General features: G+C 66.2%; 17 protein-coding genes. 8 read left to right on the top strand and 9 right to left on the bottom strand.

Features of this window, described 5'->3' with window-relative positions:
* Nucleotides 1-30: 30 nt before the first annotated feature.
* Complete coding sequence (locus AC5P8J_RS04080; RefSeq protein WP_495216628.1) at nt 31-2196, top strand: M3 family metallopeptidase; 2166 nt, start codon at nt 31-33, stop codon at nt 2194-2196.
* Nucleotides 2197-2259: 63 nt separating this feature from the next.
* Here AC5P8J_RS04080 and AC5P8J_RS04075 read toward each other — a convergent pair whose 3' ends face one another.
* From AC5P8J_RS04075 to AC5P8J_RS04060, 4 genes are all read right to left on the bottom strand, one after another.
* Nucleotides 2260-3012, bottom strand: a complete 753-nt coding sequence (locus tag AC5P8J_RS04075; RefSeq protein ID WP_134732269.1) for a hypothetical protein — start codon at nt 3010-3012, stop codon at nt 2260-2262.
* Nucleotides 3013-3162: 150 nt separating this feature from the next.
* Nucleotides 3163-4278 (bottom strand): cyclopropane fatty acyl phospholipid synthase, encoded by a 1116-nt coding sequence (gene cfa, locus AC5P8J_RS04070; protein WP_134735844.1) that lies wholly within the window; start codon nt 4276-4278, stop codon nt 3163-3165.
* Nucleotides 4279-4297: 19 nt separating this feature from the next.
* Nucleotides 4298-5179 (bottom strand): DUF3298 and DUF4163 domain-containing protein, encoded by an 882-nt coding sequence (locus AC5P8J_RS04065; protein WP_134732265.1) that lies wholly within the window; start codon nt 5177-5179, stop codon nt 4298-4300.
* Nucleotides 5180-5216: 37 nt separating this feature from the next.
* Nucleotides 5217-5519 carry a GNAT family N-acetyltransferase gene (locus tag AC5P8J_RS04060; RefSeq protein ID WP_005417588.1) on the bottom strand — a complete coding sequence of 101 codons (303 nt, stop codon included), beginning with the start codon at nt 5517-5519 and terminating at the stop codon, nt 5217-5219.
* A gap of 209 nt (nt 5520-5728) precedes the next feature.
* Here AC5P8J_RS04060 and AC5P8J_RS04055 point away from each other — a divergent pair, with 209 nt between their 5' ends.
* Complete coding sequence (locus tag AC5P8J_RS04055; protein ID WP_167692790.1) at nt 5729-5890, top strand: hypothetical protein; 162 nt, start codon at nt 5729-5731, stop codon at nt 5888-5890.
* Between the two features lie 41 nt (nt 5891-5931).
* Here AC5P8J_RS04055 and AC5P8J_RS04050 read toward each other — a convergent pair whose 3' ends face one another.
* Nucleotides 5932-6558 carry a rhomboid family intramembrane serine protease gene (locus AC5P8J_RS04050; RefSeq protein WP_005410307.1) on the bottom strand — a complete coding sequence of 209 codons (627 nt, stop codon included), beginning with the start codon at nt 6556-6558 and terminating at the stop codon, nt 5932-5934.
* Nucleotides 6559-6565: 7 nt separating this feature from the next.
* Entirely contained in the window at nt 6566-8131 is a 1566-nt protein-coding gene (locus AC5P8J_RS04045; protein WP_111098433.1) for a POT-type proton-dependent oligopeptide transporter, read from the bottom strand.
* Between the two features lie 163 nt (nt 8132-8294).
* Here AC5P8J_RS04045 and AC5P8J_RS04040 point away from each other — a divergent pair, with 163 nt between their 5' ends.
* Nucleotides 8295-9143, top strand: coding sequence for an endonuclease/exonuclease/phosphatase family protein (locus AC5P8J_RS04040; protein ID WP_021203014.1), 849 nt, complete (start codon nt 8295-8297; stop codon nt 9141-9143).
* 131 nt (nt 9144-9274) lie between these two features.
* Here AC5P8J_RS04040 and AC5P8J_RS04035 read toward each other — a convergent pair whose 3' ends face one another.
* Nucleotides 9275-9886: a superoxide dismutase gene (locus tag AC5P8J_RS04035; protein ID WP_005410310.1), complete on the bottom strand. Its 612-nt coding sequence runs from the start codon at nt 9884-9886 to the stop codon at nt 9275-9277.
* Nucleotides 9887-10107: 221 nt separating this feature from the next.
* On the opposite strand from AC5P8J_RS04035, the gene AC5P8J_RS04030 reads away from it, so the two are divergent.
* Together AC5P8J_RS04030 and AC5P8J_RS04025 are read left to right on the top strand one after the other, a co-directional pair.
* Nucleotides 10108-10560, top strand: a complete 453-nt coding sequence (locus tag AC5P8J_RS04030) for a guanyl-specific ribonuclease (protein ID WP_134732539.1) — start codon at nt 10108-10110, stop codon at nt 10558-10560.
* Nucleotides 10560-10973, top strand: coding sequence for a barstar family protein (locus tag AC5P8J_RS04025; RefSeq protein WP_021203012.1), 414 nt, complete (start codon nt 10560-10562; stop codon nt 10971-10973). Before AC5P8J_RS04030 ends, AC5P8J_RS04025 begins: the two co-directional genes overlap by 1 nt.
* A 102-nt stretch (nt 10974-11075) precedes the next feature.
* Here the strand turns inward: AC5P8J_RS04025 and AC5P8J_RS04020 are convergent, their stop codons facing one another.
* Together AC5P8J_RS04020 and AC5P8J_RS04015 are read right to left on the bottom strand one after the other, a co-directional pair.
* On the bottom strand, nt 11076-12842 hold the full coding sequence (locus AC5P8J_RS04020; RefSeq protein ID WP_495216627.1) for a hypothetical protein: 1767 nt from the start codon (nt 12840-12842) through the stop codon (nt 11076-11078).
* Nucleotides 12843-12852: 10 nt separating this feature from the next.
* Nucleotides 12853-13452 carry an NfuA family Fe-S biogenesis protein gene (locus AC5P8J_RS04015; protein WP_021203010.1) on the bottom strand — a complete coding sequence of 200 codons (600 nt, stop codon included), beginning with the start codon at nt 13450-13452 and terminating at the stop codon, nt 12853-12855.
* A 90-nt stretch (nt 13453-13542) separates the two neighbouring features.
* Between AC5P8J_RS04015 and AC5P8J_RS04010 the strand changes: the two genes are divergently transcribed.
* The 3 genes from AC5P8J_RS04010 to zupT all read left to right on the top strand — a co-directional run bounded on the left by AC5P8J_RS04010 (nt 13543) and on the right by zupT (nt 15214).
* The gene (locus tag AC5P8J_RS04010; protein ID WP_021203009.1) at nt 13543-13893 is read left to right on the top strand and encodes a 4a-hydroxytetrahydrobiopterin dehydratase; all 351 of its coding nucleotides are present in this window, start codon (nt 13543-13545) and stop codon (nt 13891-13893) included.
* The gene (locus AC5P8J_RS04005; RefSeq protein ID WP_010486743.1) at nt 13890-14306 is read left to right on the top strand and encodes an energy transducer TonB; all 417 of its coding nucleotides are present in this window, start codon (nt 13890-13892) and stop codon (nt 14304-14306) included. Before AC5P8J_RS04010 ends, AC5P8J_RS04005 begins: the two co-directional genes overlap by 4 nt.
* Before the next feature lie 98 nt (nt 14307-14404).
* The gene (gene zupT / locus AC5P8J_RS04000) at nt 14405-15214 is read left to right on the top strand and encodes a zinc transporter ZupT (protein ID WP_010486740.1); all 810 of its coding nucleotides are present in this window, start codon (nt 14405-14407) and stop codon (nt 15212-15214) included.
* The last annotated feature ends 49 nt before the right edge of the window (nt 15215-15263 follow it).

The following is a 15263-nucleotide window of genomic DNA, read 5'->3' as shown; positions in this document are numbered from 1 at the left end:
GCCCTTGTTTGCCTTACCGGAGTTCCTGCCTTGACCACCCGCCTTGCCCTTGCCGTGGCCATGTCCCTCGGCCTTGCCCTGCCCGCCTTCTCGGCCGGCGCCGCCCCGGCCGCCAGCAGCACCGCTCAGCAGGCCAATCCGTTCTTCGCCGAAAGCCCGTTGCCGCTGCACTTCCCACAGTTCGACAGGATCAAGGACAGCGACTTCGCCCCGGCCTTCGACGCCGGCATGGCGCAGCAGCTGAAGGAAGTGGAAGCGATCGCCAACAACAAGGCCAAGCCGACCTTCGACAACGCCATCATCGCCCTGGAGAAGAGCGGTGACATCCTCGACCGTGCGACCACCGTGTTCTTCAGCCTGGTCGGCGCCGACACCAATGACACCCGCAAGAAGCTGCAGGCCGACTACTCGGCGAAGTTCGCCGCGCACAGCGATGCGATCGCGCTGAACGGCAAGCTGTTCGCCCGCATCCAAGCGCTGTATGACACCCGCAGCCAGCTGGGCCTGGACGCCGAAGGCGTGCGCCTGGTCGAGAAGTACTACGACAACTACGTGCGCGCCGGCGCCAAGCTGTCCGAGGCCGACAAGGCCAAGCTGAAGGAGATGAACGCCGAACTGGCCAGCCTGGGCACCAGGTTCAGCCAGAACGTGCAGTCGGAAGTGAACGCCTCGGCGATCACCGTCGACGACGTCAAGGAACTGGACGGGCTGTCCAAGGAGCAGATCGCCGCCGCCGCCGAAGCCGCCAAGGCCCGGGGCCTGGAAGGCAAGTATGTAATCACCCTGCTCAACACCACCGGCCAGCCGCCGCTGACCAACCTGGCCAACCGCGCCCTGCGCCAGAAGATCTACGAAGCGTCGGTCAGCCGCGGCAGCCGCGGCGGTGAGTTCGACAACACCGCGCTGGTTTCGCGCATCATGCAGCTGCGTGCCGACAAGGCCAAGCTGATGGGCTTCCCGAACTTCGCCGCCTACAACCTGACCAACCAGACCGCCAAGACGCCGGAAGCGGTCAACGCGATGCTGGGCAAGCTGGCCCCGGCCGCGGTGGCCAACGCCAAGCGCGAAGCCGCCGACCTGCAGGCGATGATCGACCAGGAACAGAAGGCCGCAGGCAAGCCGACCTTCAAGCTGGAACCGTGGGACTGGGCCTTCTACAGCGAGAAGGTGCGCCAGGCCAAGTACAACTTCGACGAGTCGCAGCTGAAGCCGTACTTCGAAATGAAGAACGTGCTGGAGAACGGCGTGTTCCATGCCGCCAACCTGGAATTCGGCCTGACCTTCAAGCAGCGCACAGACCTGCCGGTCTACCACGACGACGTGACCGTCTATGACGTGTTCGACGCCGACGGCAGCCAGCTGGCAATCTTCATCTTCGACCCGTACGCACGCGCCTCCAAGCGCGGCGGCGCGTGGATGAACTCCTACGTCTCGCAGTCGAAGCTGACCGGCTTCAAGCCGGTGGTCGCCAATCACCTGAACATCCCGAAGCCGCCGGCCGGCCAGCCGACCCTGCTGACCTGGGACGAGGTGAACACCACCTTCCACGAGTTCGGCCACGCCCTGCACGGCATGTTCTCCAATGTGAAGTACCCGTACTTCTCGGGCACCTCGGTGCCGCGTGACTTCGTCGAGTTCCCCTCGCAGGTGAACGAGATGTGGGCCGACAACCCGGTCATCCTGAAGAACTACGCCAAGCACTACCAGAACGGTTCGGCGATGCCGCAGGCGCTGCTGGACAAGGTGCTGGCGGCGGCCAAGTTCAACCAGGGCTTCGCCACCACCGAGTACCTGGGTGCAGCGATGCTGGACCAGCGCTGGCACCAGATCGGTGCCGACCAGGTGCCGGCCGCCAAGGACGTGATGGCCTTCGAGCGCGCCGCGCTGGAGAAGGACGGCATCTACTACGCGCCGGTGCCGCCGCGCTACAAGACCCCGTACTTCAGCCACATCATGGGTGGCTACTCGGCCGGCTACTACGCCTACATCTGGTCGGAAGTGCTCGACGCCAACACCCAGAAGTGGTTCAAGGACAACGGCGGCCTGAGCCGCAAGAACGGCGACCACTTCCGCGCCACCCTGCTGTCCAAGGGTGGCAGCGTCGACGCGATGCAGCTGTTCCGCGATTTCGCCGGCCACGAGCCGCAGATCGAACCGCTGCTGGAAAAGCGTGGCCTGACCGGCGCCGGCAACTGATCGCCTGCGCGCTAGCGTGAAACGAAAACCGCCCGGGAGACCGGGCGGTTTTTTTCGTTGAGGTCATCGCCGGAACAATCGTTCCCACCATCGTTTCTGCGTGTTTGCCGCCGGAGCCGTATCCGTATCCAGGGTTTCCGGCACGAACTGCGCCAGCTGCGCCGCGACGGCCTCTGCGTACAGCAACGCGCCATCGGGGGCGCAGTTGAGCAGATTGCTCATGCTGGTCGATGCGTTGAGGTCCATCGGATTCGGCTCGACCACCTCGCTTGCTTCCAGCAATCCGCATCCCTTGCCGATGGCATCATCGACAACGCTCCAGAACACGGCCAGTCGACCATCGGAGAACAGCTCGTGCAGACGCGCGCGCAGGTCATTGTCCCCGGCGTAGTCCGCGCGCATCTGCTTCAGCCGGTCATGCGTGATGAACACACCACCACCGTAGTTTTCGCGCAGGTGGTTGCCTGCAGCGGCGTCCGCCCACTGTGGCGGCACCAGTTGCCGCCAGTCCGCGAAATAGCGGGCAACCACCGGATCGTCGATGAAGAACGAAAGGGCGCTCCCGCGAAGATAGTGATACCGGCGCAGGTGACCGGCCACGATCGCCAGGTACAAAGCATGCCCCTTCTCGAAGGGCACGTCTGCGCTGATCGAGCGAGCCTCGTCGATGCGTTCCTGGAGCTGCTCCATGTAGAACGGCTCGATCCGGAATTGCTGCTGCAGCGGCTCAACCAGCGTCGCGTCCTCCAGCGCACGGAAATAGAGGCCACGGATTTCCGAGTCCGCGACTGGATGGTAGGTGATGTCCCAACCCATGCTGCAACGCCTTCAGGAATGCGGTAATGCCGCCGACCCGACAGCTTAGCGTCGTCGGCACCCTTGCGGAGAGCAGGCCGTGCAATACCCGTAGTCAACGTCAATGAGTGTCGTATCAGGCCTGATCTATCCCTCTCTCCCGACGCAACACTACCGTGGCACCACGTACCCGCCCGGCACGCCTTCCGGCGACAGCACCAGCTGCCACAGCTGCGCGTGCCGGCAGCGGAAGGTGGCCATCGACCCGGCCAGGTAGAAGCGCCACATGCGGCGGAAATGCTCGTCATAGCGCGCATCCAGCCGTGGCCACGCTGCTTCCACGTTGCGCCGCCATGCCTGCAGGGTCAGGTCGTAGTCGGTGCCGAAGTTGTGCCAGTCTTCCAGCACGAAACGGCCTTCGAACGCCCGGGTGATCTGCGCCGCCGACGGCAGCATCGAGTTGGGAAAGATGTAGCGCGCGATCCACGGGTCGGTGCGATGCCGGGAGACGTTGGTGCCGATGCTGTGCAACAGCAGCAGGCCACGCGGCGACAGGCAGCGTTTGGCCACCTCGAAGAAGCTGGCGTAGTTCTTGTCACCGACGTGCTCGAACATGCCGATCGAGAAGATCGCATCGAACGGTTCGTCCAGCTCGCGGTAGTCCTGCAATCGGATCTCGATCGGCAGGCCCGCGCACAGGTTCCGCGCGAACTCGGCCTGCTCCTGCGAAATCGTCACGCCGACGCCACTCACACCGTAGCGCTCAGCGGCGAACTTCAGCGCTTCGCCCCAACCACAGCCGATGTCCAGCACACGCTGGCCCGGGCGCAGGCCCAGCTTGCGGCAGACCAGGTCCAGCTTGGCTTCCTGCGCGGCATCGAGATCATCGGCATTGCGCCAGTAGCCGCAGCTGTAGACCAGACGCTGGCCCAGCATGGCCTGGTAGAGATCGTTGCCGAGGTCGTAGTGGCGGCGGCCGACCTCGTAGCTGCCCTGCCCGGCCTGCAGGTTGAACAGGCGCGCCTTCAGCGCATCGGCCACTTCGCGCCAGCCGTGCACCCGTTCATCCAGGTGCGCCTGCATCAGATGGACAAGGAATTCATCCAGGACGTTGGCATCCCACCAGCCGTCCATGTAGCTCTCGCCCAGGCCGAGCGAGCCGTGGGCCATGACCCGCGCGAAAAAGCGCGGGTCATGCACCTGGATGTCCTGCGGCTGGGTACCGCCGATGCGGACCCCGGCTTCGTGAAGCAGGCCGGTGACCCGCTCCTGCAACCCTGTATCCACGCCACCTCCTCCACTGCGGTCAACCGCGTGCGAACAGCTCCACGTAGTCCCTGGCCACGTGCGGCAACAGCACCGCCGCCGGTACATCGGCGGTCTGGGTGCCGTCCGAGTATGGACCCACCTGGTACGGAGGGAAAACAAAGCGCAGCGCGGTGATCTGCCCCTTGTCGTCGGTCAGTGGCTGGAACTGGCTGAAATTGTCGGCCTGCGGGCCAGTCCCGTCGGCGATCATGCGCGATGCGTTGCGCAGCGATTCCTGCAGTTGGGCCGGGTCCATGTCCTCGCCGCTGAGCCGCGTGGCCACGCGTTCGCGCAGCTGGTCGGCGACGAACTCACTGATCACCTTCCAGCCCTTGGCATCGGTCACCAGCTTGTCGGCACTGAGCATCTGCTGCTGCTGCGGCAGCCATACGAAGCGCGCCACCAGCGGTTCGCCGTGGGCGCCACCGGTGTAGCGGCTGCCATCAGCACTGACCACCACCAGCTGCGGGGTTTCCAGCAGTTTCTCGAAACTCAGCGACAGCTCGTAGGGCATGGTCGGCTTGTCGTTGCCGAGCCCGTCCAACGCCTGTTGCAGGTCACTGCGCGCACTCGTCGCATAGTTCTGCAGCGCACGGGCCAACCCCGGATAACGGTCGATGCCGGCCGGGTAGCTGATGCCCACCACTTCGCGCTCGTTGTTCTCGATCACGTCGCGCAGGTCCAGCGGCGCTTCCGTGGCCGGCGTTTCGGCTGCGGCGGTGGCCTCGACGGCGGGAGCCGCCTCAGCCGCCGGTGCCGGCTCGCTTTCACGCTGGCAACCGGCCAGCAACAGCACGCCCACCACGCCGGCCAACGCACTGCCGCGCAGTGGCCGGTTGTTTCCAATCTTCATCGGGATCCCCTGTTCATGTTTGTACATCATCGCCTGCCATGGCTGAAGCGTGGCCCGCTGGCACTCAGCCAACGAGCAGGTCGTGGTACTCCTCGTGCCGCTGCAGGAAAGCCTCGGCGTAGGAACAGGCCGGCACCACCTTGTACTTCTGCTCGCGGGCGAAACGCAGTGCCACGCGGGTCAGCTCACCGGCGATGCCACGGCCGGCGATCGGCTCAGGCACCTCGGTGTGGGTGATCACCATGCGTTTGCGCTTGATCTGGTAGTCCAGCACCGCCAGCTGTCCACGCACACGGGCGGTGAAGCGATGGTTGGCCAGGTCGTGTTCGACCTCATAGGCCAGACCGGGGGGCGTGACCGAAGCCATGGAACTGTCTCCTGCGGCGACTGCGTGGATGGTGCGCAGCCGGGCGCCATGATCGCGTGAAGCCTGAACAGGGGCAAGTCTGATCCATTCACGTCAGTTTGCGACCCTCAAGCTGGAGCGCTGACGGCCGCTATCGCCTGTGGAGGGGTACGGCCAGCTTGGCACGCCCCTTGCGACCGTTGACCATGCGCACCCCCGCGGAGGCTCCGATGCACCCCAGCGATTCCCATTCAGATACTGACCGCGCCCTGCTGGAGGGCCTGCTGCAACTTGCGGTGGAAGGGCAGACCGAAGACCAGGATTTCCAGCGCATCGGCGAGGAAGTGTTCGCCCGCCTGCTGGATACCTACGGCCAGCAGCACACGCTCTGAAAACCGGGGCGAATCGTCACCGATTCGCCCCGCTACCCGCTTCAACCGCCGCCGAGGCGGAAGGTCGGGTTGGAAAGCTCGCGCAGGAAGTGGGTGAAGATGCTCGGCTGCATGGCCAGCATGAAAATCACACCGAACGCCGCGCCCGCCAGGTGGGCGCTGTGGTTGATGCGATCACCACCACGCTTGTCCATCCAGATGCTGTAGCCCACGTAGAACGCGGCATAGACAATGGCCGGTGCCGGGATGAAGAACACCAGGATGATCGACCACGGCTTGATCAGGATGAAGGCGAACAACACCGCCGACACCGCCCCGGACGCGCCCAGGCTCAGGTAGTTCGGGTTCTTCTGGTTCTTCAGGTAGCTGGGCAGGATCGAGACCAGCAGCGCACCGATGTAGAACGCCGGGTAGGTCAGGTAGCTGCCGGTCAGCTGCACCATCACGCTCTCGATGAATCCCCCGAAGAAGAACAGGGTGATCATGTTGAAGATCAGGTGCGACCAGTCGGCGTGGATGAAGCCATAGGTCACCAGCCGGTCGTACTGGCGGTGACGGTCGATGGCCGGCGGCCACAGGATCAGGCGGTCGGCCAGCTTGCGATTGTTGAACGCCATCCACGACAGGAGGGCGGTGATGGCGATCAACAGCAGATTGACGGGGGTCATGTCAGGCTCAGGCGCTACGGTAGTTGTCGACCATACGATAGCGTTTCGCGTACCAACCGAAGGCCAACGCCGCGACGAAGGCGAAACCGGCGAAGAAGAACATCAGGAATGCCGCCTCGCTCAGGCCCGTACTGGCGATCTTGTGGGTCACCGCATCGTTGCGCACAGCAGCGTTGGACAGCAGCACCCACAGGTTGCCGATGGTGGTGGTCAGGTTCCAGAAGCTCATCACCACGCCCTTCATCGCCTGCGGCGCCTGGCTGTAGGCGAACTCCAGGCCGGTGGCCGAGACCAGCACCTCACCGAAGGTCAGCAATGCATACGGCAGGATCTGCCAGAAGATCGACAAAGCGTTGCCGCCGTCCATCACCACCTGGATGCCGCCGACCACGATCCAGGCCAGGCCACTGAAGGCGATGCCGGCGGTCATGCGGCGCAGCGCGGTCGGCTCCAAGCCGAAGCGGCGCAGGGCCGGGTACAGCACCAGGTTGTTGAACGGAATCAGGATCATCACCAGCAGCGGGTTCAGCGCCTGCATCTGCGAGGCGGTGAACCAGCTCGGCATCTGCATCTGCTGGCCCTGCAGGACCCAGGTCGAGGCCTTCTGGTCGAACAGCGAGAAGAACGGCGTGGTCAGCGCGAAGATCACCAGCACGCGCAGCACCGAGCGCACGCCTTCCACGGCTTCGGCTGGATGCTGGCCACGGGCCCGGTCCAGCTGCAACCAGGTGCCGCCACCGATGCCGGCGAGAATGGCCACCAGCGCCAGGCACAGGCAGATCACGATGCCCAGCGAACCGACCAGGCCGAACGACGCCGCTGCCAGCACCAGGCCGAGCACGGCGATCACCAGGCCCGGGCGGCCCTGGCCGGCCGCGCGTGCGGTCAGCGCAGTGCGCACCACGTTGGCGAACGAGTGCGGGTCCTTCGGTGGCAGCGGCACCAGCACGTAACGCTTGCGGCCCAGCCAGAACACGAAGGTGGCGATGAACATCAGGATGCCCGGGATGCCGAACGCCCACTGCGGGCCCCAGTTCTTCAGCGCCAGCGGGATCAGCAGCGAGGCGAACAGCGAGCCGAAGTTGATGATCCAGTAGAAGGCGTCGAAGACGATCTTGGCCAGGTGCTTGTTGCTCTGGTCGAACTGGTCGCCCATGAAGGAGGCCACCAGCGGCTTGATGCCACCGGCACCCAGGGCGATCAGGCCCAGGCCGAGGAAGAAGCCCTCGCGGCTGTTCTCGAACAGGGCAAGGCACAGATGGCCGGCGCAGTAGACCAGGCTGAACCAGAGGATGGTGTGGTACTTGCCGAAGAACCTGTCGGCCAGCCAACCTCCGAGCAGCGGGAAGAAATACACACCGATCATGAAGCTGTGCATGATGTCCTTGGCTTCACCGGCACGGCCTTCGGCTGTGATTTCCTGCAACAGCAGCGAGGTGATCAGGAACTGCACCAGGATGTTGCGCATCCCGTAGAAACTGAACCGCTCGCAGGCCTCATTGCCGATGATGTACGGGATCTGGCGCGGCATCTTTCCCTGGCCGGCGATGGGGGCAACTGCGTCGTGGCTCATCCTGTAAGGCATTCCTGCAAAGCGAAAGGCGCAAGGTTACCGGAACCGGGCCTTGCGAAGCACGCTGCAGGGCTGCATGACAACGGTGCCCATCCATGGCAGGCAACCGCGCTCCGTGCCGGAAGTCACGGCACCTGCACGACAAAAGCGTAAACTTATCGTTATGCGCCCCCTCCCCCCCGCCCGTCTCCTGCTCAGTTGCCTGATGCTGCTGATGGCGTTGCAGGCACAGGCGCGGCCGCAGGCACCGGCCACGGCGGCCAGCGAAAGCGGCTCCCGCCAGCTGACGGTGGCCGCGCTGGAGCTGCCCAGCCACGATGATGCGCAATGGAAGTTGCGCCGCGAGCAGGTCGCGCAGTTGCTGACCGACCTGCAGCCGGACGTGATCTCGGTGCAGCAGGTGCTGCAGCAGCAGGGCCGCAACCCGGCCTGCTGGCTGGCCAGCCGGCTGCGTTACAGCTGCGACTTCGTTACCGCCGATCCACCCAGCCAGACATTGCGGCATGGCAACGCGATGCTGACCCGGCTGCCGGTCAGCGAGGACGGCGTAACCCTGCTGCATCCTCCCGGCACCTTCAGCGCGGCCGGCATGATGCGGCTGAAGCTGGGCGAGGCGCTGGTCAACATCTATGTGGCACGGCTCCGCCCCGACCCGGACGAGGCCGCCGCGCGCCAGCACCAGACCAGCGACTTGATGACCTGGATTGGTGCCACCGCCGAGGGCATGCCCAGCCTGATCGCCGGCGACTTCTCGGCCAACACGATGGAACTGGTGCGCAGCACGCCGGGCTTCCAGCCGGCGCGGCGCAATCCCGGCGGCCGAGCCGAGGCGCCTGCGGCCAGTGGCGGGGGCAGCACTGGCCATGGTCTGGATGTGCTCTTCCAGGTCAAGCATTTCGACGGCATCCGCCAGCAGCCGATCCTGCTGCCGGCCGACGGCGACCTGCCCGGCCTGCGCCTGGGCGTGATGGCCACGTTGCGCCTGCAAGGCAATACGGCCACCGCCGAATAGGGAGTACCGGCCGCTGGCCGGCTCCCCGGGGATCTCACGATTGCCGGCCAGCGGCCGGCACTACCGAATGATTGCTGGAACAGAAAAGGCCGGGTTTTCCCCGGCCTTCTCCGTTCATCCCATCACCGCGATCAGGCGATCGCTTCCTGGTAACGGCGCTCGACTTCGTTCCAGTCGATGACGTTGAAGAACGCGCCGATGTATTCCGGGCGACGGTTCTGGTACTTCAGGTAGTACGCGTGCTCCCACACGTCCAGGCCGAGGATGGGGGTGTTGCCTTCCATCAGCGGGCTGTCCTGGTTGCCGGTGCTTTCGACCACCACCTTCTTGTCCGGGGTCACGCTCAGCCACGCCCAGCCGCTGCCGAAACGGGTCAGCGCCGCCTTGGTGAAGGCGTCCTTGAACTTGTCGAAGCCGCCCAGGTCCTTGTCGATGGCCTTGGCCACGTCGCCCACCGGGTTGCCGCCAGCATTGGGAGCCATCACGGTCCAGAACAGCGAGTGGTTGGCATGGCCACCACCGTTGTTGCGCACCGGACCCTGCAGGTTCTCCGGCAGCGACTTGAGCTTCTTCACCAGTTCTTCGACCGGCAGGTCAGCGTACTCGGTGCCTTCCAGCGCCGCGTTGACGTTGTTGATGTAGGTCTGGTGATGCTTGGTGTGATGGATTTCCATCGTCGCCGCATCGATATGCGGTTCCAGCGCGTCGTAGGCGTAGGACAGCTTGGGCAGGGTATAGGCCATGGTGCATCTCCTGATTGCGAGGGCACCCGACGTTGTCGGGCGGTGCGCGGTGAATGATGGGGACAGAACGGCAGATTACCAAGGGGGATGTAAAGGAAATTGCGTCCCGCCGGTGAGCACGACGGCAATTGTTACGCGGCGGTGACGCAGCCCCCTCCTCATGCGCCGTGCAGCGCGCAGGCGCTACAGTGCGAGCACCACCCTCGCCCGCTCCCTTGCCCATGCGCAACCCCCGGCTGCTGATCACCGCCATCGCCCTGCTGCTGCTCGGCCTGGTAGTCAACCATTTCATGCAGCGCCCGCCGGCGCCGCAGTTCGCGCCGGACCTGCAGGGTGCGCCTGCCGCGCGCGCACCGGCCAGGGCCACGCCCGGCAAGGGCAACGGTCTGCCCGCCTTCCTGCCCGCCGAAGCCCGGCAGACGATCGCGCTGATCCAGCGCGGCGGGCCGTTCCCGCACCGCCAGGATGGCAGCACGTTCGGCAACCGCGAACAGCAGTTGCCGCAGCGTCCGCGCGGCTACTACCGCGAATACACCGTGGACACCCCCGGAGCGCGCACCCGTGGCACGCGCCGCATCGTCACCGGCGGCGATCCGCCGGAGGCGTGGTACTACACCGACGACCATTACGAATCATTCCGCAGCTTCACCGTACCGGCCCAGGGAGCGCAGTGATGAGCCATGACGATTTCGGCCTCGGCCTGCACGACATCAACAATGCCGGTGTCTACACCATCGACAGCGACGACATCGGCGCCCTGGCCGCCGCAATGCGCGATGCCGGGCTGAAGGTGATCCGCATCGATCTGGAAGGGGTGGCCGACAAGCGCACCCTGCTCGCACGGCTGGCCGCGCAGCTGGATTTTCCGGCCGGTTTCGGCGGCAACTGGGATGCGCTGTCGGACAATCTACGCGACCTGCAATGGCTGCCAGCCAACGGCTATGCACTGTTCCTGTGCGACGTGGACGCGCTGCGCGCCACCGCGCAGAAGGACTTCGACACCCTGCTGGACGTGATGGACGAGACCAGCCGCGACTGGCTTGGCCGCGACGTCCCGTTCTGGGTGTTCCTGTCGCAGAGCGCGTAAGGTCACTGCCGTGGTGGATGCCGACCTTGGTCGGCGCTTCTGCGCCAACCAAGATTGACACCTACCCAAGCGAGCCTGCCAGGGCGTGGCGCGCTCCCTAGCCTACCGGCTCCCGTTATCTTCCTGCAGTTCTTTCTTGAACGGAATGTCCGGCGGTGGCCGCGCCACGGCCGGCTGGTCCTGCATGTTCGGATTGGTAAGGCCACAGCCACCACCGGCCTGCAGGATCGAGATCACGCAGGAAATCTTCGTATTGGTACCCGGCAACGGAATCTCCATTGCCTTTATTCCCTTGCGCACCCACTCGGCCAGCAGCGATTCCTGCGGGACCCAGTATTTGTCGAATGACGTGGGCGTGTAGTCGTAAGGCGGTCGCTTCAACCAGGTGCCCGATTGCGCGATGCGTTCCTTGCTCCAGCCATCGTTGGCACCACCGGGCGCACCGCGCTCGGCACGTCCATCGCCTTCCTGGCCCGGCACGCGGACGCTGCCATCGGCGTTGAACAGGCCACTGCCCTTGCCGGTGGCGCTGGCCTGGCGGGCGCCCTTGTCGGCGCCGTCCTGTTTGCGGCTCGACGCCCCCCAGTCATCGCCCTTGGCGGGCGTGGCCCAGTTGCCCGGATCGGGGGCCGGGCGCGCTCCAGCCTGGGCCGGTGCCGTGCTGGAGGCGGACGGCCGTGGCGTGCTGCTTTCGGCCTGGCGCGCACTGCCACTGGCCGCAGGCGCGGCCGTTGTCGCTGGCGCGCTGCCGCTGGACGTTGAAGGCGCCGCCGCGGGTGCCGACGCGACTTCGCGCTCGCGCACCTGCAGGTCACGGCCTGCCGGCGCTCGCACGGTCGGCTCGCGCCCGGCCACAGCAGCCATCCGTACCTGCGGATCGACCACGGCCTGCACTTCGCGCTCGCGCACCTGCACATCGCGCTGCGGCACACGGACCTGCACATCGGCCGTGCGCAGCGGCTGCGACACTGCCGGCGCTTCGACCGTACTGACTTCGCGCTCCTGCACCGGAATGTCACGCAGCTGCGGTGCCGGCACGGCGATCTCCGGCGCACGCAGTGGGGTTGGGACTGGCGGCGCCTGCACGGGCTGCACGCTGCGCTCGCGCACCGTGGGCGTGGTGTCACGCGGCACGATGCTGACCTCGGTACGCGGCACGCTCACCGGCGGCACCACGAAATCCGCACTGGCCTCGGCTACTTCGGTGGCCTGCACCGGAGACGGCGGCGGTGCCGCGACCGGCGCCGGCTCAGATTCGGTGGGCGGCGGCGGCACGCTGGCCACTGCAGCCGGAGCGGGTGCGGACGCAGCTGCCGACGCGGACGCCGGACGCGGCTCAGGCGCCGTTGCGGCCCCTGCGTTCTGGCCAGCTGCAACCTGGCCCGGCGGTGCAGCGGCCGCCGCTTCCGCACCTGGCTGATCGCCGCCGCCTTCCTGGGTAGCGCGACCGACGAACTCCACCTGCAAGCGCTCGCCTTCGGCGCCCTCCGCTTCCGGTGCCGTGGTGCGGATCACCGCCACCCACAGCAGCAGCATGAAGAACAGCAGATGCAGCAGCGCGCTGGCCAAGGCCGAGACCCAACGCATCCAGCGCTGGTCGCGCGGCGCGGCGTCCCAGTCCTGCCAGAACAAGCGGCGCAGCGCCTGCCACGGCGACAGCTGCGGCGATTGACCGGGTGGCCCCGGCAACGGTCGGGGCAGCAATACCGCGATCACGTCGCGCGCGTGGTACGGCCGCGGCAGCGGCCCCAGCGAGCGCAGCCACAGCGCCCAGCCATAAGGCAGGCGCGTGGTCTTCTCGAGGACGGCGCGGGGCTGCTGGCGCGCCAGCAGTAGATCGATGAGTTGCTCGGCCCGGGTCAGAGGCACGCGTCAGCGATCAGGCGACGTTGTCGCGCGGGATGTACGGCGCGTGGCCGCTGTCGTGGTCGGTCGCGTCGCGCACGGCGGTCACGCCCGGCACGCGGCCCATCAGGGTCTTTTCGATGCCCTGCTTCAGTGTCACGTCGGCCATGCCACAGCCCTGGCAGCCACCGCCGAAGCGCAGCAGTACCACGCCGTCGGCCGAGACTTCCTGCACGGCCACCTTGCCGCCATGCGAGGCCAGCTGCGGATTGACTTCGTTCTCCACCACCCAGTGCACGCGCTCGACCAGCGAGGCCGCATCACCGGGCGCTTCACCCTTGATGCGCGGCGCCTTGATGGTCAGCTGCTGGGTGCCGGCGGTACCGGCGACGATGTCGATCTCGGCCCCGTCCAGCCAGCCGACGCTGCCGGCATCGACGTACAGGGTGAATCCTTCGCAGTCCACCGCCCACTCATCGCCGAGCAGGTCGGTCGGTTCGGCGAACTCCAGCCGGGCGTCGGCGCGCGGGGTACCGGGGTCGACCGCGCTCAGGCGCACGCCCATGCCGGGCACGCCCTCGCGTTCGATCAGCTTGCGGAAGTGGGTCTGGGCAGTGTCGGAGATCTGGATCATCAGGCTATTCTAGCCAAGTACGCGTCAGCCGCTCATTCGGTTTATACACCGTCCGGCGCATTGTTCAGTCAACACGAGGTGGAGATTCCCATGGCCGACCTGATTCCACTGGCCCAGGCCCGTTGCGTGCCGCGCAAAGGCAGCGACCACAAGCTTGGCGAGGCCCGCCTGGCCGAACTGCTGCCGCAGGTTCCCGGCTGGGAGCTGAGCGAGGGCGGGCAGGCCCTGACGCGCACCTTCCGCTTCAAGGATTACTACGCCACCATGGCCTTCGTGAACGCGCTGGCCTGGATTGCCCACCGCGAGGACCACCATCCGGACTTGGGCGTGCACTACGACCGCGCTGTGGTGCGCTTTTCCACCCACGATGTGGGCGGCCTGAGCGAGAACGACTTCATCTGCGCGGCAAAGACTTCGGCCCTGACGGAGCAACTGCCATGAACGTACGTTTGCTGAGCCTGTCCCTGATCGCTGCGACCGGCTTGGCCGGCTGTGGCCCGTCCGAACCACCGGCACCACCACCGCCGCCGCCGACCGAAGTGGCCGCGGTGAAGACGCCGCCGCCGCAGTACCCGCTTGAGCTGGCCTGCATGGGCGTGGGCGGCACCAGCACCTTCAAAGTGACCATCGGCGCCGACGGCAAACCGAGCGAGGTCGCGCTGTTGACCGGGGCCGGCAACCCGCAACTGGACGAACTGGCCAGGACCGCCGTGCAGGGCTGGCAGTTCAAGGCCGCCACCCGCAACGGTGCTGCAGTGCCGGCCACCATCCAGGTACCGGTCAGCTTCAACCCGCCGCAGCCGAAGCCGGACCAGTGCTTCGCCATCGAAGAACGCCTGCGCCGCGGCGGCTGATCGCCCGCGCCCCGACGAGGCCAGCCGACGCCCGCCTCGCCCTCGCCGCCCCGGCCTTGTCCGGGGCGGTTGTCTATTGACCAGGACCGCGTCGGTACATGCTGCAGATTCCTCCCGAAAACATCTGGATCGCACTGGCGGTCACTCTTGCGGCCGGCCTCGCCACCGCCATCGGCAGCCTGCTGGTGCTGTTCTCGCGCCGCCCCAATCCGCGCCTGCTGGCGTTCGGCCTGGCCTTCGCCGGCGGCGCGATGGTCTATGTGTCGCTGTCGGAGATCCTCAACAAGTCCATTGCTTCCTTCGCACTGGCCTATGGAGAGCGTACCGGTTTCACCTACGGCACCCTGGCCTTCCTGCTGGGCGTGATCGTCATCGTGCTGATCGATCACTTCATTCCGAATCCGCACGACAGCCTGGACAAGCAGGACCCCGCGTTCCGCGAGAACAGCCGCGAGTACCTGAAGCGGGTCGCACTGCTGACCTCGGTCGCGATCACCGCGCACAATTTCCCGGAAGGGCTGGCGACCTTCTTCGCCACGCTGGAAAGCCCATCGGTGGGCATGCCACTGGCCTTCGCCATCGCCATCCACAACATTCCCGAGGGCATCGCGATCGCGGTGCCGGTGTACTTCGCCACCCAGAACAAGTTCTATGCGTTCAGTGCCAGCCTGCTGTCCGGCCTGGCCGAACCGGTGGGCGCGGCGCTGGGCTACTGGCTGCTGTCAGGATCGTTGTCGCACGCCACGTTTGGCTGGGTGTTCGGACTGATCGCCGGCGTGATGGTGTTCCTGGCGCTGGATGAGCTGCTGCCGGCGGCCAAGCGCTATGCCAAGGGCCACGAGACGGTTTACGGACTGGTGGCCGGCATGGGCACCCTGGCGATCAGCCTGGTGCTGTTCAAGTGGTGAGGGGTTCCCGGCCAACGGGCTGAGCCCCCTCGCGGCTGGCGGAGCGACA

Source organism: Stenotrophomonas sp. YJH_SMC_37, from assembly GCF_059370035.1.
The sequence above is the reverse complement of the archived record's forward strand: the minus strand, read 5'-3'. Positions and strand labels throughout refer to the sequence as shown.